The sequence below is a fragment of the uncultured Aquimonas sp. genome (assembly GCF_937888285.1).
Lineage (GTDB): Bacteria > Pseudomonadota > Gammaproteobacteria > Xanthomonadales > Xanthomonadaceae > Aquimonas.
In genome coordinates, this window is sequence record NZ_CALART010000089.1 from 66,777 (window position 1) to 83,479 (window position 16,703).

Genomic DNA, 16,703 nt, shown 5'->3' on the forward strand with positions numbered 1-16,703 from the left:
TCCACGGCAGCGATGTCCCTAGACTTCGCAGCGTGCTCACAGGGCCCTGACCCCGGCCGCCCTAGCCTTTACGATCGTGAAAACGCGGCGATGGCCGCGCGACTTCCCCACATCGCTTCCGGAGTCCCCGCATGACCGCGATCGACAGCACCGCCCTCGACCAGCTCTTCCTCAAGGCCCGCACCCACAACGCCTGGCAGGACCGCGCCATCGAGCCCGCCCTGCTGCAGCAGCTCTACGATCTGGTGAAGATGGCCCCGACCAGCGCCAACTGCTCGCCGGCGCGCTTCGTGTTCGTGCAGTCGAAGGCAGCCAAGGAAAAGCTCAAGCCGGCGCTGTCGGCGGGCAATCTTGAGAAGACGATGGCGGCACCGGTCACCGTCATCGTCGCCAACGACCCGAAGTTCTACGACAAGCTGCCCTACCTGTTTCCGCACACCGACGCGCGCAGCTGGTTCACCGGCAGCGCCCAGGTCGCCGAGACCACCGCCTTCCGCAACGGCACGCTGCAGGTCGCCTACCTGATCCTCGCCGCGCGCGCGCTCGGCCTGGACACCGGCCCGATGTCCGGCTTCGACAACGCGCTGGTCGATTCCACCTTCTTCAAGGACACCGGCTGGCGCAGCAATGTGCTGGTCAACTTGGGCTATGGCGACGCCGACAAGCTGTTCCCGCGCAGCCCGCGCCTGCCCTTCGACGAAGCCTGCCAGGTGCTGTAAGCGCTCTCCCCTCCCCGCCCCATCGCGTCGCTTCGCGGCGCTTCGCCCACCGGCGCGCCCGCGCCTTCTCCACGAGGAACACCGCCCATGCTGAAGCCCATCGCCGCCGCCCTGCTTGCCGCCAGCTTCGCCGCCCCCGCCTTCGCCGCCCCGCAGCCGGTCGAGATCGATCTCTCGCACACCCGCGTGTGGTTCTACGTCAACCACCTCGGCTTCTCCGACATGTACGGCGACTTCACCAAGTTCGACATCGACCTCAAGGTCGACCCGGAGAACCTCGCCAACTCGACCGTCAGCGCCAGCATCGACACCAGCACCGTCGACATGCGCCACGAGGGCCTGAACAAGCACCTCAAGAACCAGGACTTCTTCAACGTTGAGCAGCACCCGGCGATGAGCTTTGAGACCACCGGCGTGACCCAGAACGGTGAAGGCAAGCTGGCCGTGGCCGGCAACCTGACCCTGCTCGGCGTGACCAAGCCGGTGACCCTGGACGTGACCGTCAACAAGATCGGCGAGCACCCGATGCGCAAGGTACCGTGGGTGGGCTTCAACGCCACCGCCACCATCAAGCGCTCGGACTTCGGCATGAACTACGGCGTGCCGGCCGTGGGCGACGACATCAAGATCTCGATCGGTCTTGAGGGTGCGCTCAAAGCGGCCGAGTAAGCGCTTCGGCATTGCAGTCTCGACGGAAGGGCGGCCCTGGGGCCGCCCTTCTTCGTTTGCGCGCCATCAAGGCAACGCGGCTTCAACGCGCGCTTAGTCCGTCGCGGAGCAAGCCGCGCCATATGCCGGCGTAGTCGCAACGCCTCGCTTAGCTTCGAGGGCCCTTCGCCCACGGACGCCGCCCGCATGAGCCAGAGCCCCCCGAACTGGAAGCCCGAAACCATCGCGGTGCACGGCGGCTACACGCCGGACCCGACCACCCGCGCGGTGGCGGTGCCGATCTACCAGACCGTGGCCTACGCGTTCGACAGCGCCCAGCACGCCGCCGACCTGTTCGACCTGAAGGTGCCGGGCAACATCTACACGCGGATCATGAATCCGACCACCGACGTGCTGGAGCAGCGCGTGGCCGCGCTTGAAGGCGGCATCGCCGCGCTGGCGCTGGCCTCGGGCCAGGCCGCGATCACCTACGCGATCCAGACGATCGCCGAAGCCGGCGACAACATCGTGTCGTCGAGCGCGCTCTACGGCGGCACCTACAACCTGTTCGCCCACACCCTGCCGCAGTTCGGCATCGAGACGCGCTTCGCCGACTACCGCGAGCCCGATGCGTTCGCGAAACTCATCGACGCGCGCACCAAGGCGGTGTTCGTCGAATCGGTCGGCAACCCGCGCGGCAACATCACCGACATCGAGGCCGTCGCGAAAGTCGCGCACGCCCACGGCGTGCCGCTGATCGTCGACAACACCGTGCCCTCGCCCTACCTGCTGCGGCCGATCGATCATGGCGCTGACATCGTCGTGCACTCGCTGACCAAGTACCTGGGCGGCCACGGCAACAGCATCGGCGGCGCCATTGTCGACTCGGGGCGCTTCCCCTGGGCCGAGCATCGGGCGCGCTTTCCACGCTTGAACGAGCCCGACGTCAGCTACCACGGCGTGGTCTACACCGAGGCGCTGGGCCCCGCCGCCTACATCGGCCGCGCCCGCGTGGTGCCGCTGCGCAACACCGGTGCGGCACTGTCGCCCTTCAACGCCTTCCTGATCCTGCAGGGCATCGAGACCCTGCACCTGCGCATGGACCGCATCAACCAGAACACGCTGGCCGTCGCGCAGTACCTGCAGCAGCACCCGAAGGTGGCCTGGGTGAACTACGCCGGCCTGCCCGACCACCCCGAGCACGCGCTGGCGAAGAAGTACCTGCCGCGCGGCGCCTCCGGCCTGCTCACCTTCGGCCTGCCCGGCGGCATCGAAGCCGGCGCGCGCTTTCTGGATGCCCTGCAGCTGTTCACTCGCCTGGTCAACATCGGCGACGCCAAGTCGCTGGCCACGCATCCGGCATCAACGACGCATCGCCAGCTCTCACCGGCCGAGCTGGAGAAGACCGGCGTCACCCCCGACACCGTGCGCCTGTGCATCGGCATCGAGCACATCGAGGATCTGCTGGGGGATTTGAGGCAGGCGCTGGAGCGGGCGTGAGGCGGACTGCTTAAGGCCACCAGGCTGCAAGTGCAGCGCGTCGGAGTGGCGAGCAAGCGAGGCTGAAACGAGAGAGGAGCTAAGCAGAACACAAAGCAACCGCTCGTCCTGCCGACTACCGGCCTCAAGCGGCCGTTGTCCAGCAACTACTCTTCGTGTATCCCCGATGTCCCGCGCCTCAATCGCCGCCAACTCTCACACCCGTCCGCGATTAGGACGGAAGTCATCGTGTACGATGGGGAGTCGCCCGGAACGACGCCATGCCGACAAGACCGCAGCCAGCCCCCCCGCCCCGCGGATTTCGCCACGTAGCTCTACGTGGCCAAGTGCGTCCTGCCGGGGGAGCGTCTTTCGAGCACTGGGTCGGCAAGCGCTCGTCGGTCATGGCATCGACCAACGCCAGCGACCTGCCCTTCCAGCGCTGGCATCGCTTCAAGGAAGCGTTCGATCCGGAGTTGATTGCGCGTGCCGTTCGAGAGTCGCCCCGTCCGGTCCGGAGCCTAGCGGACCCCTTCGGTGGTTCGGGCACGAGCGCTCTGACGGCGCAGTTTCTGGGAGTGACGCCCTCGACAGTCGAGGTAAATCCGTTCCTCGCAGATCTGATCAAGGCCAAGGTCGCAACCTACTATGTGCCTGCTCTCATCTCCGCACTGACGCACGTGTGCAATGTGGCACATCGCTCGCGCAGCCGGGCCGGCACCATCATCGATTCCCTGCCCGCCACTTTCGTAGAGCCCGGCGTCAAGGGGCGCTGGTTGTTCGATCATGAAGTCGCGCTCGAAATTTTCCGCCTTCGGGGCGCCATCGCCCAGTTGGAAGATCCCTGCATCGCGCGCCTTTTCCGAGTCATCCTAGGCGGATTGATGACGAGCTTCAGTAACGCAACGGTGAGCGGCAAGGGACGCCGTTATCGAGTCAACTGGGAAAGCCGGCGAGTCGCTCCGCGCACTGTGCTCTCCGCGTTCTCTGAGGCTGCGGCCGCTGCGATCGGAGAGATCGACACGTTTGCCGATCGCCCTGTCCGCGAGGCGACCGTTCTCTGTGGCGACAGCCGCGCCGTGTTCGAGACGCTTAATCCTGTCGACCTGATCGTCTGCTCGCCGCCGTACCCCAATTCATTCGATTACACAGATGTCTACAACCTAGAACTGTGGATGCTTGGTTATCTGAGCTCGGCACAGGACAATCGCGCGCTGCGCCTATCCACGCTGACCTCCCATGTACAGGTCTCACGCGACTTCGCCGCCGCGCCCGAGACGATCACGCTCAACAAAACGATGAAGGCGTTGCACCGCAGCGCGCCCCAGCTTTGGGACCATCGCCTGCCGGCCATGGTCGGCGGTTACTTCGCCGACCTGCTAAAGCTCCTGCGTACTTCCACACGCTTGCTGCCGCGGGGAGGACAGGCGTGGTTCGTCGTCGGCGACAGCCAGTACGCGCAAGTGCACGTGCAAGTTTCGCGGATCCTAAAGGAACTCGCGCCTCTCGCAGGCTTTGGCGTCGAATACACAGCCCCGTTCCGTTCCATGCGCGTCTCACCCCAGCAGAGCGGCCGACTGAGTCTGAGCGAAGACCTCGTTGTGATGACGCGACGCTAGGCGCTGGCGAGGACTGCGCGGTAGGCCGCGGAACTGTTGTAGAGGAACCACCGGCACAACACGACGTTTAGCCGCTGCGCCTCATCCGCGACGTGAGCGAACACCGAACCGTCTCCGGGGTTGGTCGCACGCATGTCAAAGCAGCATAGGATCTTCTCACGCATGTTGCGTTTCGACCCGTACGCGTGAGCCTGTTCGAGACCGTCGCGAATGTGGTCGTCGATCTCCTTGCTCTGATATTTTCGGCCCGTTGAGCCCTTCTCGCGAAGGACTTTCAGTTCCAGCACCGCGTGATGGATAACATGCCCGGCTACCGTGCCGCGCTCGCTCACAATCTCTAGGTCCGTTCGGCCTTCCTTGCCGGGCTGCTCGGCGCGAATCTGGCAGCGTAGGAAGCGTCCGAGAAGGACAAAGCGGACGACGTCCTGCACCCGAAACTCTGCTTCCTCGATGGCCCAGAACTTAGGCGCATCTTTCCACAGCGAGCCCTTTCGCATCTGGTCCGGAGTGATGAGCTCTTGCTCGTAGGCGCGATCTATCGCTTGGATGATTGCTTCCAGGCTCGGCGCCTCATCGTCGAGATCATGGACTTCAACATCGTCCTCGTAAGCGACGCCACGCAAATACAGACTGATGGTCGAGTAGCCGCGCTTGGGCGTATAGACGATCGTGGGGAGTTCAGCGAGAGCGTGGGCCGCCAGGGTTCCAAACAGAGCGTCGTCACCGCCGCTGACTTCCATACTCCGTCCGGTCAGAGTAGCGGAGACGGCATGGATCTGGCCCGTGACCCGGCGATTGCCCGTTCGGAGCAGCGGGTTCCGGCCCCACGCTGCATTGAGCGACTCGAACACCGACGCCGGCGTCAGCACGAACGCGGCTGGTTGGTCGAACTCGGCGTCGTCACGCCTCTCGCGGCGCGCGAGCAGCTGCGCGACCTCGCGGGGAAAACGTTGCTCGCCCGGTAAGTCCGCGTCGCCGCCGCGGCCCGTAACCTCGACCGCCGCCAGCGCTGCCTCGTCCCCGCTCCACGCCCCAAAACGCTCAGCCATGGCCCCCCGCCTTCTGCCCGAGGTAGTCGAGGTACAAATAGAGCCGTTCAGCCGGCATCAGCGTGCGCTCAGGCGCGAACGCCATCGCGGCATTGCGGGAAAAATTCCTCGCGCTGCTCACCCACTCTCCGAAGTCGATCACGCCATCGACATCAACATCGGCGTCTGCGTATCGCGCATCCCACCGGGTCGCTACGCCCATAGCCTCGTCCGAGAGTCCGGCGTAAGCCGCGGCGAGTTCATCAAGAAAACGGGTCTCATCGCGCCGCAATTGACGAAGGGCATCTAGGACAGGCTCGGCCACCGCGCGGCGCAGGCGATAGCCCGCCTTCACCCGATACCTGGCGTCGGTCTCGTCGAGTTCGTAAGTCAAATTCAGGGCCTCCACCAAGCCCCGGCCGACTAAGCGATCGAGCGCTACCTGGAGGGCGGGGTAGTAGGGACCCGCGCGACGCTTGAGCAAGGTCGCGTCGAATGGGCGCAGATCGAATACCGGGGACAGCACGTTGGCGAGGTACGCCAACTCGTGGACTGCCCGCGCAGGCGACGGAACAACCCCCGAGCGCGCCAACGCGTCGAGCAGCCCCACAACCCGATGACCTTGGGCTATCCGGTCCTCCTCAGGCGTGAATGCACTCACGGCGTGTCCAGATCGGCCATGAGCATCTCGAGGTAGCGCTCGTACTCGACGACGCCTTCCATCATCGCCCGAGTGGGCCGGCCGGCCTTGAACAAGTTGACCAGTGCTTTGGCGCGCTCGCCGGGTGGAGCGGCCTTGCGCAGCAGCTCTGGTACCAGAGGGCCGGCTCCGAGGTTCGAGGTGACTACGAGGCGATTGGGTGAGTTGCCATTCGCGAATCTCGCCAATACCTTCACCGCACGGTCGACGAAGACGGCGTCGAGCGAGGATTCGGGGGCGTCAATGCAGATCGTGCCGGCATGATCGGGCGACGTGACCTCAATCAGCGCCATCCGAAATGCGAGGTCGATAAACTCGCGTTGGCTCTCCGATACATAAGCGGGACTCGCGCGGCGCTGTACACCTACGAAGTCGCTTCCGCTCAACTCGACCGAGAAGGCCGGATACTCCGCGTAGGTGTCGCCACCCGTCTGGCCAACGAGGCGCCGGTCCGGTGTCCAGCTCAAGCGACTTTCCTCATACAGGAAGTCGCGCGACACAGCCTCAAAATGCTCCTTGATGCGCGCAGCTGACTGGTAGATTGTCGCCCGGAAGGCGTCGAGTGACTCATTGAAACCCGCGCGCTCGGTCTCGAGTTGGGCGCGAAGCTCGGTGACCATGTCGTTAAGCGTCTGGAAGCGCTTCTCTAGCTCCTTTCGCCGCGACTGGTCAGGAGGCAGCTGATTGATCAGGTTCGAGACCTGCTGGTGCGCATCTTCGATCTCCGTCGCTCGCAGCGCGAGTTGCTCGCAGTCGCGCAGGTACGTCGCATGCGCCTCGTCGCGATCGGCCACGGCTACGGCAAGTTGGGTCGCGCTGCTCTCGACACGGCGTTGCAATTCCCGCAGTCGCTCCTCATTCAGCTCGACAACATCGGCTACAGGCGCGAGCGTCGAGTGACAGACTGCGCATCGTCGCTGCGCGACCGCTTCCGCTAGGCGGGCCTTGGCCTCAGCGACATCGGTCGCTGCGCAGACCAGACACTGCTCGTCGCTCAACAGCCGGGCGTAGACGAAGCGCACGGATTCATCTGCATTAGGCATGCGCGACTCAATTGCGAGGAGGCGGGCGCGCTCAAGTTCGCGCAATGCGCGGTCGTACGCGTCCTGCGCGCGAAGCGCGGATAGTCGCGCCTCCTGCCTACTGCGCTCGGCCACTCGGATACTCTCAGTCAGAGCATCGCGCTCATCGGTCAGCCTCTGTCGGCGCTGCTCGGCGACATCGAGCGCGTCGCGCACGCCCGGCTCGTCCTCGATCTGGGTCGCCTGCCTGCGCTGGATCTTCTCTTCTTTCCGAAATGCGGCTTGGAGGTTGCGAAGGCGAGAATCCAGCGAGAGGATCGAGCGCTCCTTCTTAGTCCAGTCCGCAGCCTGAGCGGGCGTTAGCAACAAACAACGCAGAAGCTGGCGCTGGGCTCCACTGTCCCAAACCAAGGCGCGGCGGTCTTCGAAGAAGAACACTAAGGTGCGGAGCACGAGCAGCCAGTCACTGAAGGTGCCTAGCCCGGCCGCACGAGTAACCGCACCGCGCAGCTCCTGTTCATCGAGCGGTTGGTCAATCCCATCCAGCCACCAGCCTTCGAGTGCAAGGTCGGCGAGCTTTCGACGGACGGTGAATGTCGTCGACCCGAGGTCGAAGGTCAGTGCGCACACTGCGTTCGATGCGCCGTCGTTGACTCGATTGGCAAATTGTTTACGTTGCGCAGCGCTAAGGTCGTACGCCTCTAGACGCGCATTGCCGACCTCGCCCTCGGGAAGCCCAAGTTCCTGCGTCCCGGCGAGCATGCGGTAGAGCAGGATCATTAGAGTAGTCTTGCCAAGCCCATTAGCGCCAAGAATCAAAGTGACACCAGGACGAAACGACACCTCGAACATGCCGTCGTGCGCAAGCCCCGGATACAAGCCGTACTGCTCGACACGAATGTGCTTCAGGAGAGGGAACAGCGCCATGGGGTCGCGGACTCTAGGAGTTCATGGAGCGAGAAGCCCGGTGCGTCGAACCGGCTAACCATCTTTTGGCTCATCGGTGCAGGCGCGGAATCCGAGGGGGTAATGGGGGCAATCTCTGTCAGGGCAGGAAGGCGCCGAGGGTCGACCCGCAGCGCAGCGATCGAGACGTGAGCCGAATATAGCTACACAAGGTGCCGGCGGCTACAGCGCAGTAGCATCTGCCTGAGCCGTTTCCCAGAAGACAATGGCGGGTGCGGTGCCCTTCGGAGAGGTCTAGGTGACGTTGAGACGAGAAGGGATGTAGACAACTTCACTGTGGCCAATTGATCGAAACGGGTCGATAGCGGCCTGCTAAGCATCGGGCTTTGCGCCGGAGCGTCAATATGGAGACCGATGCTCTCGCCCACCCGCACCCTCACCACATCGCCAGCGTCAGCCACCCCATGCCCCTCCGCCACCTAGCCGCCAACCGCTACATCACCCCCCTTCGCGAAGGCGGTTCGATGCCTGCCGTGGTGGAAGGCGAGGACGAGGGGCTGTATGTGCTCAAGTTCCGTGGCGCCGGCCAGGGGCCAAAGGCGCTGGTGGCTGAAGTCATCGCGGGTGGGCTGGCGCGGGCGCTGGGCTTGCCGGTGCCGGAGATCGTGCTGATGGATCTGGACGCGGAGCTGGCGCGCACCGAGGCCGATCCGGAGATCCAGGATCTGATTCGCGCCAGCGCCGGGCTCAACCTGGGCATGGACTATCTGCCCGGCGCGATCAACTTCGATCCGGTGGCCGAGCAGCCCGATGCGGAGCTGGCCTCGCGCATCGTCTGGTTCGATGCCTACATCCACAACCTCGACCGCACGGCGCGCAATCCGAACCTGATGGTCTGGCACCGCCGGCTGTTCCTGATCGATCACGGCGCGGCGCTGTACTTCCACCACGGCTGGGATGGCGACACGGCGCAGGCCGGCAAGCCCTTCCCCTTGATCCGCGACCACGTGCTGCTGCGCCGCGCGTCCGCCATTGCGGAGGTCGATGCGGACATGGCGCAGCGCCTGCAGGGCGATGCGATCGCCGAGGTGGTGGCGCAGGTGCCCGATGCCTGGCTGCAGGGCGCGCAGGACTTCGGCGATCCGCGCACCCAGCGCGCGGCCTACGTGGACTACTTGAGCCGCCGGCTGGCCGAGCGCCAGGGCTTCGTGCAGGAGGCGATCGGTGCGCGCGCATGAGCTCTACGACTATGCGGTGATCCGCGTGGTGCCGCGCGTGGAGCGCGAGGAGTTCATCAACGTCGGCGTGATCCTGTCCTGCGAGGCGGCCGGGTTTCTGCAGGCGCGCATCGAAGTGGACGCGGCGCGTCTGCGCGCGCTCGACCCGGCCATCGACATGGAACTGGTCTGCCGGCATCTGGAGGCCATCCCGGCGATCTGCCGCGGCGGTGAAGCCGCGGCGCCGATCGGCCTGCTGCCGCCGCGCACGCGCTTCCATTGGCTCACGGCGCAGCGCAGCGCCATCATCCAGACCTCGCCCGTGCACATGGGCCGCTGCGGCGGTGATCTGGTGGCCACGCTGGAGCATCTGATGCATCGGATGGTGCGTCTGCCTGCGCAACCGGGCTGAGCGGCGCGCGTCGGGCCTCGGCACATCTACCCCGCCCGACTTCGCCCTACGCAAGGCCGCAGCCGCCACCTGCCACGGAAGTGGTGCATCGCAACGCAAGCTTCCCGTATCGGGTGTGGACTCTGGATCCGCCCGCCATCACCCGGCACCTGGAGGCTCCGGCTTCGGCCAAAGGCGGACGGTTGCGCACCCCCTCAGCGCTTGCCGAGGCGGGGCGAGCGCCCCCCCCTCGCGCCCCTAGAGCCGCCGGGCGAACTGGAACGCCTCGCGCTGGATCGTGTACTCGGCGCTGCCGCCGCCCAACGCCGCGCGCACGCGCAGCTCACTGCCCCGGTGCTCGATCAGTTCGACCACGCGACCGCCGCTGTGCCGGGTGAACACACGCAGCTGTTCGCCAACCAGGGGCTTCAGCTCCTCCCACTGCAGGGCGCTGGGATCGCGGTACTCCGGCTGCCACTCGGCGTCGGCGGCCCCATTCGCCGGCGCAGCGGGTCGCGAGGCGGGCACGGCCTCCAGCGAATCGGCCGCGGCAAGTGCGGCAGAAGACGCCGCCGTCGCGCCGGCTGCGGCGGCAGATGTATTGGCGCGCGCCGGCTGCACGCTGCGCCCGGAGCGCGCTCCGCCGCTGCCGCCGAGGCTGGCCAGAGGGCGACTGCCGCCCGGGCCGTTCGCGCGGGCCAGCGCCTCCTGCTCGCGCTCGATCAGGCGCCAGGTGGAAAGCGCACTGTCGAAGCCATCGAGCGGCCGCTCGCGCACCTGCGCCAGCTGGACGGGCACGCTGCGGCCGGCGCGCTCCAGGCTCATGTTCAGGCGCGGCAGCACGTCCATCGACTGGCGCAGACCGTAGAACTCCTCGGAATCGAGCGGCGGCGCGTAGCGCACTTCGGCCGCGAGCGTGCCGCCCCGCGCGACGAACTCCCGATACAGCGCAGTCGACGCGGCGTCAACCGACAGACCGTAGTGGGCAAAGATGCGCTGCAGCGACTCCATGTGGCGCTGCACGAAGGTCGCCTCGTCGATGCCGGCGGTCTTGGCGCACTGCTGGTTGCGGGCGGCCACGAATCCGAGGTCCTCGATCTCGATGCGCTCGGAGTGGATCTGCGTGGCGAGGTAGTCCAGCACCAGGGCGTTGCTGCCACCCAGCATTTCTTCCTTGCGCGTCACCCGCACCTGCGACACGCCGGGCACCTGCAGCAGGACTTCCGCGTCGAGGTCACGGCCGTTGATCCGGTAGTCGAAGACCAGCTTGGCCGGTCCGGGGCTGAGGCCAAGATCCGCCAGCTGGAAACGACCGAACGAAAGCAAGTCGCTGCAGCCCTCCGCATCCCAGGGAGAGGCGACATCGGCGCTGAAGGGGCCTAGATCGCCGAGGCTGGGATCGCCGAGATCGGCATGCGCTTCCACATCCAGCAGCTCCAGATGGATGCGGTCCACCCGGATGCGATGCTGGCGCTTCTGGAAGATCAGGTTGCGCATCACCCAGAACCAGCCCGGGGTTTCGGCGACTACGTACTTCGCGCGCAGCACCGCCTCTCCGGTCTCCTCGTCGACGATGCGGAAGTCCTTCGCGTAGAGGTCGCCGTCCCACTCGAACCAGGCACCACGGAAGGTCGTCTCGAAGTCGCCGTAAGCCACCAGAATGCTGCGTGAGATGAAGTACTCGGCCCGATCCAGCGTCCACCAGGCAAGGGCGGCGATGCCGAGCACCACGCCAAGGATGCGCTTGAGGTCGATGGGCTGCTTGCTCGCGGGTTTCGGCATGGCGTGGACTCGTCGGCAGGCACGACGCCTGCGCCTCTGGGCGCGTGATGTAAGCATGAAAACGTCGCGGTTTGAATCATCGGCCGGGACTGCGATCCCCCGGGCGGACGGCCATCCCACCCGGCAAGCCCGCGGTGGTCACCCCCCGCGGACCGGCGAACACCGGTGTCATCGCCTGCACTCCGCCGCCGGGCACGCGCCGCGCATGCGTTACGCTCCCGGAAGCACCCCACCGAGGCCCGCCCATGCAGACATCCAAGGTATTCCTGCTCGTCATGCTGCTGTCCGGCAGCGTCCATGCGGGCGAACTCGCCGGCGAACGCAGGCTCGTGTTCCAGGATCAGCATGATCCCAACCTGGTCGCGTTCGCCGACGGCAGCGAGCTCACCGTCCTGTATGACGACGGCGTGTGGGAGGCCGTGCACGCGCTGGCCCCGGGCACCGAAGTGCAGCTGGGCTTCGATGCCGAACTGGGCACGGTGCTGGCCCTGCCGGAGGGCGGCCCGCGAGTGCCGGTGGTTGATGACCTCGGTGACCAGCACCCGATCGCCCTGGCGACCGAAGCCTGCCTGCAGCGCAAGGACAGCACCCTTGGCATGCACGAGTGTCTCGGCGAGGCCATCGAGCGCTGGGACCTGCAGCTCAACCTGCACTACAAACGGCTGACCGCCGGACGATCCGAAGAGACACTCGCCCAAGTCAGGACCGCGCAGCGCGCGTGGATGGCCTGGCGCGATGCGCAGTACGAAGCGTTCACCGCACTCGGCAGCGAAAGCGGTTCACTGGGGGGCGTCATCAACGGCCAGCGCCGCCTCGCCATCATCCGCGAGCAGGCCGTGCGGCTGGGGGCGCTCGCAGCGGACTGAGTCGCATGCGGACGCATTCCACCCTGCGGCCGAGCCTCTCGCCGCCGGTGTCGCGCAGTGGCGCGTCGCGTGGATGTCGCGACGCGGGTCAAGCGCGTGCAACGCAGCAGTGCGGCTCTGCCTGGTCAGCGCCCGACAGGGCCGGAATCCCGCGCGTCCGGGGCATCTTCGCGACACCGCGCTAGAATCTGCGGCCCCTGCCCCATCGCGTCCCGCCACCATGCCCGCCACCGACCGCGTGATTCCCGCCAACGCCCAGAACCGCTACGAGGTGACCCGGGCGGATCTGCCGCTGTCCTGCCCGATGCCGGGCATGTCGCTGTGGAACTCGCACCCCAAGGTCTACCTGGCCGTCGAAGCCAAGGGCGAAGCGACCTGCCCCTACTGCGGCGCGCACTACGTGCTGAAAGGCTGAGTCGGTGGGCTGCACGCCCGCTTTCGCTCCGCCCCTTGCCGCTGTGCCTGCCGTCTTCCTCGCGCCACGGCTGCGCGGCGACGCGGGTCCGCAGGCCGATGGAGGCTGGGCAAGTTCGCCTCTATACGGCAGCGCTTGCGGTCGCGAACTGCGTCCTCCGCCGCCGTCCCTTTCCGCACGCACGAGCGCGAACCGCACGCCATGCTTGAAGCCGACCCCGGGCAGCCGCTGCCTGACGAGCCCACTGAAGAGCCTGCAGGCCCCAAGCGCCTGACCGTGCTGCAGCTGCTGCCGCGGCTGGATGCCGGCGGCGTCGAGCGTTCGACGCTGGAGATCGGCCGCGCCCTGGTGGGTGCCGGCCATCGCTCCTGGGTCGTCAGCGGCGGCGGCCGGCTGGTGGCGCAGCTGGAGAAGGAGCGCAGCAGTCACGTCGAGCTGAAGATCGGCGCAAAATCGCTGGCCACGCCGGCGCGGATCTTCGCGCTGCGCTGGCTGATCCGCGAGGTCAAACCCGACATCGTCCACGCGCGCTCGCGCCTGCCGGCGTGGATGGCGCTGGCGGCGATGATCGGGCTGCGGCCGCGGCCGATCTTCATCACTACGGCCCACGGGCTGAATTCGCCGGGCCGCTACAGCGCGATCATGGCCCGCGGCGACCGCGTGATCTGCGTGTCGCGCACGGTGCGCGACTACCTGCGCCAGCACTATCCGCAGGTGCCGGACGATCGCTATGTGGTGATTCCGCGCGGCATCGAGCCCGACGCCTTTCCGCGAGGGCACCGGCCCACTGAGGCCTGGCGCGAGGAGTTCCTGCGCAGCCATCCGCAGCTGGGCGGCGGCCGTCTGCTGACCCTGCCGGGCCGCGGTACGCGGCTGAAGGGCCATACGCAGGCGATCGAACTGCTCGCGGGTCTGGTCGCGCGCGGCGTCGATGCGCGCCTGCTGCTGCTCGGCGCCGACGAAGCCGGTCGCCAGCGCTACGTGGCCGGCCTGCGGGCGCAGGCACGCGCGGCCGGCGTCGAGGATCGGCTGGCGATCACCCCGCCGCGCAATGACGTGGCCGATGTCTACGCGATCAGCGATCTGGTGCTGCAGCTGTCCAGCAAGCCCGAGGCCTTCGGCCGCACGGTCATCGAGGCCCTGCACATGGGCGTGCCGGTGCTGGGCTTCGAGCACGGCGGCGTGGGCGAGCTGCTGCGCGAGCTGTATCCGGCCGGCATGGTGCCGCTGGGCGATGGCGCCGCCCTGCTCGACGCCGCCCAGCGCCTGCTGGCCTCGCCGGTGCCGGTCGCGCCCTTCGAGGGCTATCGCCTCGCCGACATGCAGCAGGCCACGCTGGACCTCTACGCCGAACTCGCGGCCGCGCGCGGATGAGCGACGGCGGCCTGCGCGGGCATCTGGCAGCGGCACGCGCTCAGGCGCCAGCGCTGTGGCTGCTGGCGGTGTTCGCCCTGCTGCCGTTCTCGCGCAGCTATGAGCTGCCCCTGCTGGTGATGGCCGTGCTCGGGGCGAAGCAGGTGCCCGGCCTGTTCCGCGCCGGCGGCGAGCCGCTGCAGCGCCTCGCCGCCCTGCTCTTCCTCGGCTACTGGCTGCCGCAGCTGATCTCGGCCTTCGACTCGGTCGCGCCCGCCAAGAGCTGGTCCGAAGTGGCAGTGGATCTGCGCTTCCTGCCTGCCCTTCTGTACGCCCAGCGCGGGCTGGCGCAGCCCGGCGCCGCCGCCTTCGCCCTGCGCGGCCTGGCCCTGCTGGTGGCGGTGTGGACCATAGATGCCCTGATCCAGGCCGTGGCCGGCGTCTCGCTGGGCGGCGCCAATCGCGTGGATCGATTGAGCGGCATTTTCGGCGACGACGATCTGAAGCTCGGCGCGGTGATGGCGGCGCTGTCGCCGCTGCTGCTGGTGGCGGCGCAGCGGCGCTTCGGCTGGCGCGGCTTCGCGCTGTCGGCGCTGGCGCTGGCGGTGGTGATCGGGCTGGCCGGCGCGCGTGCGGCCTGGCTGAGCTATGCCGGCGTGCTGGTCCTGCTGCTGTGGTTCATGCTGCCGCGCCTGTCACAGCGGCTGGCCGCGCTGACGGTGGCCTGCGCGCTGCTGCTGGGCGCGGGGTTCGCCCTGCACCACAGCTCGGAGCGCTTCGCCGAACGCGTCGACCGCAGTGCCGCGGCGCTCAGTGGTGATCCCGAGGCGCTGGATCACGCGCTGTCCTTCCGTCTGCCGATCTGGCGCGCCGCGCTGTCGATGATCGCGGCGCATCCGGTCAACGGCGTCGGCGTGCGCGGCTATCGCTACGCCTATCCGGAGCACGCGCCGACCGACGACCGCTTCGTCTTCGAGGGCGAGCGCGGCGAGCAGGGCGCCTTCCACGCCCACCAGATCGTGCTGGAGATCCTGAGCGAAACCGGCGCGCTGGGGCTGCTGTGCTGGTTGTTCGCCGTGGCGCTGGGCCTGCGCGCGCTGCGCGCGGCGTCGGCCGATGCGCGCCTGCGCGCCTGGCCGGCCAGCCTCGCCCTGCTCACCCTGCTGTTCCCGCTCAACACCCACTACGCGGTGTACTCGAGCTTCCTGTCGGTGCTGCTGTTCGCCCTGCTGGCGCTGTGGCTCGGCGCGCTGTCGACGCGCGCGCCAGACGCCCGCTGAGGCGAGGCATGGAAGCCCTGCGCATCCAGCACGACGGGGACTCAGCCGAGTTCAGCCTGTTCGGCGGCCAGCTGCTGCGCTGGCAGGCCGGTGGACGCGAGCGTCTGTTCCTCAGCCCACGCGCCGTGCTCGATGGACGAACTGCGATTCGAGGCGGCGTGCCGGTGATCTTTCCGCAGTTCAATGCGCGCGGGCCCTTTGCGCGCCACGGCTTTGCGCGCACGCAGGGCTGGCAGCTGCGCGAACACCACGCGAATCGACTGCTGCTGGAGCTCACCGATTCGGAGGCCACGCGCGCGCTGTGGCCGCACCGCTTCGCCCTGCGCCTGCATGCCAGGATCGAGAGCGATGCGCTGAGCTTGGCGCTGGAAGTCGAAAGTCGCGATGAGCGCGCCTTCGAGTTCAGCTGCGCCCTGCACAGCTACTTCGCCTGTGCACTCGGGCAGACGCGCGTGCGGGGTCTGGCCGACTGCGGTTTCGAAGAGGACGGCGACTGGCATCCGCCCTCGGGGCACGCAGCGCTGTTTCCCGCACCGCCGCTGGACCGCATCTACCGTGGTGTCGCAGTCACCCCGCCTGCCGAATGCAGCCCTGCGAACCCCATCGCTGCAGCGCTGAGCTTGAATCCGTCATCCCCGCGCGGGCGGGGCCCCAGCGCATCGATGACGGAGGCGGACCTTCCCTGGGCCCCCGCCTTCGCGGGGGCGACGAGGGACGCGGGTTCGCAGGCGCTCTGGCTGGAGTGCGGCGACCGGACCCTCGCGATCGAGTCCGCGGGCTTTGCCGATTGGGTGGTCTGGAATCCGGGGCGCGAGGGCGCAGCGGCGTTGACCGATCTCGGCGCCGACTGCAGCGAGTGCTTCCTGTGCATCGAGCCGGGCCGCATCTTCGAGCCGATCCGGCTGGAGCCAGGCGAGCGCTGGACGGGCGCACTGCGGATGCGCGTGGCGGACGCCTTGGGGGCGATCGAAAGGTCGCAGTCCACGACGACGGGAACCGCTATGGCCGGATCCAAACCTCAGCACCGATCCGCATAGGGCGCGCCTGCGGCGCACCGGTGAGCGCTGGGGCGGAGGCGAACGCGGACGCGGAAAACCGCGATCACGTGTGAGCTTCGGCGTGGCTTTTGCGTCATTCGCCAGCTTTGGTGCGCGACACGCGCACCCTACGACCAAGAGAGACGCCTTCGCCCGATCGAAGCCACAGCCCCAATCCGCATAGGGTGCGCCTGTGGCGCACCAAGCGTCGATGACGCGAACGCAGAGGCAGAGGCGAACG

At 67.4% G+C, this 16,703-nt stretch carries 15 protein-coding genes; 11 read left to right on the plus strand and 4 right to left on the minus strand.

The window, feature by feature from the left end:
- Positions 1–131 precede the first annotated feature (131 nt).
- The 4 genes from Q0654_RS16305 to Q0654_RS16320 all read left to right on the plus strand — a co-directional run bounded on the left by Q0654_RS16305 (position 132) and on the right by Q0654_RS16320 (position 4,465).
- Entirely contained in the window at positions 132–719 is a 588-nt protein-coding gene (locus Q0654_RS16305; RefSeq protein ID WP_298855844.1) for a malonic semialdehyde reductase, read from the plus strand.
- 87 nt (positions 720–806) lie between these two features.
- Positions 807–1,388: a YceI family protein gene (locus Q0654_RS16310; protein ID WP_298855846.1), complete on the plus strand. Its 582-nt coding sequence runs from the start codon at positions 807–809 to the stop codon at positions 1,386–1,388.
- 186 nt (positions 1,389–1,574) lie between these two features.
- Positions 1,575–2,867, plus strand: a complete 1,293-nt coding sequence (locus tag Q0654_RS16315; protein ID WP_298855848.1) for an O-acetylhomoserine aminocarboxypropyltransferase/cysteine synthase — start codon at positions 1,575–1,577, stop codon at positions 2,865–2,867.
- Between the two features lie 383 nt (positions 2,868–3,250).
- Positions 3,251–4,465, plus strand: a complete 1,215-nt coding sequence (locus Q0654_RS16320) for a hypothetical protein (RefSeq protein WP_298855850.1) — start codon at positions 3,251–3,253, stop codon at positions 4,463–4,465.
- On the opposite strand, the gene Q0654_RS16325 is transcribed toward Q0654_RS16320, so the two are convergent.
- The 3 genes from Q0654_RS16325 to Q0654_RS16335 are packed head-to-tail and all read right to left on the minus strand — an operon-like array spanning position 4,462 to position 8,142.
- On the minus strand, positions 4,462–5,514 hold the full coding sequence (locus Q0654_RS16325; protein ID WP_298855854.1) for a hypothetical protein: 1,053 nt from the start codon (positions 5,512–5,514) through the stop codon (positions 4,462–4,464). The two genes, Q0654_RS16320 and Q0654_RS16325, sit on opposite strands and share 4 nt — an antisense overlap.
- Positions 5,507–6,154, minus strand: a complete 648-nt coding sequence (locus tag Q0654_RS16330) for a hypothetical protein (protein WP_298855856.1) — start codon at positions 6,152–6,154, stop codon at positions 5,507–5,509. The genes Q0654_RS16325 and Q0654_RS16330 overlap by 8 nt, the downstream gene beginning before the upstream one ends.
- On the minus strand, positions 6,151–8,142 hold the full coding sequence (locus tag Q0654_RS16335; RefSeq protein ID WP_298855858.1) for an AAA family ATPase: 1,992 nt from the start codon (positions 8,140–8,142) through the stop codon (positions 6,151–6,153). The genes Q0654_RS16330 and Q0654_RS16335 overlap by 4 nt, the downstream gene beginning before the upstream one ends.
- A gap of 443 nt (positions 8,143–8,585) precedes the next feature.
- On the opposite strand from Q0654_RS16335, the gene Q0654_RS16340 reads away from it, so the two are divergent.
- Positions 8,586–9,359, plus strand: coding sequence for a HipA family kinase (locus Q0654_RS16340; RefSeq protein ID WP_343230149.1), 774 nt, complete (start codon positions 8,586–8,588; stop codon positions 9,357–9,359).
- Positions 9,346–9,750 (plus strand): DUF3037 domain-containing protein, encoded by a 405-nt coding sequence (locus Q0654_RS16345; protein ID WP_298855862.1) that lies wholly within the window; start codon positions 9,346–9,348, stop codon positions 9,748–9,750. The genes Q0654_RS16340 and Q0654_RS16345 overlap by 14 nt, the downstream gene beginning before the upstream one ends.
- A 237-nt stretch (positions 9,751–9,987) precedes the next feature.
- Here the strand turns inward: Q0654_RS16345 and Q0654_RS16350 are convergent, their stop codons facing one another.
- Positions 9,988–11,511, minus strand: a complete 1,524-nt coding sequence (locus Q0654_RS16350; protein ID WP_298855864.1) for a hypothetical protein — start codon at positions 11,509–11,511, stop codon at positions 9,988–9,990.
- Positions 11,512–11,756: 245 nt separating this feature from the next.
- On the opposite strand from Q0654_RS16350, the gene Q0654_RS16355 reads away from it, so the two are divergent.
- The 5 genes from Q0654_RS16355 to Q0654_RS16375 all read left to right on the plus strand — a co-directional run bounded on the left by Q0654_RS16355 (position 11,757) and on the right by Q0654_RS16375 (position 16,462).
- Positions 11,757–12,377: a lysozyme inhibitor LprI family protein gene (locus tag Q0654_RS16355; RefSeq protein WP_298855866.1), complete on the plus strand. Its 621-nt coding sequence runs from the start codon at positions 11,757–11,759 to the stop codon at positions 12,375–12,377.
- Positions 12,378–12,597: 220 nt separating this feature from the next.
- Positions 12,598–12,792, plus strand: a complete 195-nt coding sequence (locus Q0654_RS16360; RefSeq protein ID WP_298855868.1) for a zinc-finger domain-containing protein — start codon at positions 12,598–12,600, stop codon at positions 12,790–12,792.
- A gap of 201 nt (positions 12,793–12,993) precedes the next feature.
- Positions 12,994–14,166: a glycosyltransferase gene (locus Q0654_RS16365; protein ID WP_298855870.1), complete on the plus strand. Its 1,173-nt coding sequence runs from the start codon at positions 12,994–12,996 to the stop codon at positions 14,164–14,166.
- Positions 14,163–15,425: an O-antigen ligase family protein gene (locus tag Q0654_RS16370; protein ID WP_298855872.1), complete on the plus strand. Its 1,263-nt coding sequence runs from the start codon at positions 14,163–14,165 to the stop codon at positions 15,423–15,425. The genes Q0654_RS16365 and Q0654_RS16370 overlap by 4 nt, the downstream gene beginning before the upstream one ends.
- Before the next feature lie 8 nt (positions 15,426–15,433).
- On the plus strand, positions 15,434–16,462 hold the full coding sequence (locus tag Q0654_RS16375; RefSeq protein WP_298855873.1) for a D-hexose-6-phosphate mutarotase: 1,029 nt from the start codon (positions 15,434–15,436) through the stop codon (positions 16,460–16,462).
- Positions 16,463–16,703 lie beyond the last annotated feature (241 nt).

What these genes read in the sequence shown, in the direction of transcription:
- Q0654_RS16305 (WP_298855844.1), top strand. Translation starts at nt 132, where the DNA reads ATGACCGCGATCGACAGCACCGCCCTCGACCAGCTCTTCCTCAAGGCC.
- Q0654_RS16310 (WP_298855846.1), top strand. Translation starts at nt 807, where the DNA reads ATGCTGAAGCCCATCGCCGCCGCCCTGCTTGCCGCCAGCTTCGCCGCC.
- Q0654_RS16315 (WP_298855848.1), top strand. Translation starts at nt 1,575, where the DNA reads ATGAGCCAGAGCCCCCCGAACTGGAAGCCCGAAACCATCGCGGTGCAC.
- Q0654_RS16320 (WP_298855850.1), top strand. Translation starts at nt 3,251, where the DNA reads ATGGCATCGACCAACGCCAGCGACCTGCCCTTCCAGCGCTGGCATCGC.
- Q0654_RS16325 (WP_298855854.1), bottom strand. Translation starts at nt 5,514, where the DNA reads ATGGCTGAGCGTTTTGGGGCGTGGAGCGGGGACGAGGCAGCGCTGGCG.
- Q0654_RS16335 (WP_298855858.1), bottom strand. Translation starts at nt 8,142, where the DNA reads ATGGCGCTGTTCCCTCTCCTGAAGCACATTCGTGTCGAGCAGTACGGC.
- Q0654_RS16340 (WP_343230149.1), top strand. Translation starts at nt 8,586, where the DNA reads ATGCCCCTCCGCCACCTAGCCGCCAACCGCTACATCACCCCCCTTCGC.
- Q0654_RS16350 (WP_298855864.1), bottom strand. Translation starts at nt 11,511, where the DNA reads ATGCCGAAACCCGCGAGCAAGCAGCCCATCGACCTCAAGCGCATCCTT.
- Q0654_RS16355 (WP_298855866.1), top strand. Translation starts at nt 11,757, where the DNA reads ATGCAGACATCCAAGGTATTCCTGCTCGTCATGCTGCTGTCCGGCAGC.
- Q0654_RS16360 (WP_298855868.1), top strand. Translation starts at nt 12,598, where the DNA reads ATGCCCGCCACCGACCGCGTGATTCCCGCCAACGCCCAGAACCGCTAC.
- Q0654_RS16365 (WP_298855870.1), top strand. Translation starts at nt 12,994, where the DNA reads ATGCTTGAAGCCGACCCCGGGCAGCCGCTGCCTGACGAGCCCACTGAA.
- Q0654_RS16370 (WP_298855872.1), top strand. Translation starts at nt 14,163, where the DNA reads ATGAGCGACGGCGGCCTGCGCGGGCATCTGGCAGCGGCACGCGCTCAG.
- Q0654_RS16375 (WP_298855873.1), top strand. Translation starts at nt 15,434, where the DNA reads ATGGAAGCCCTGCGCATCCAGCACGACGGGGACTCAGCCGAGTTCAGC.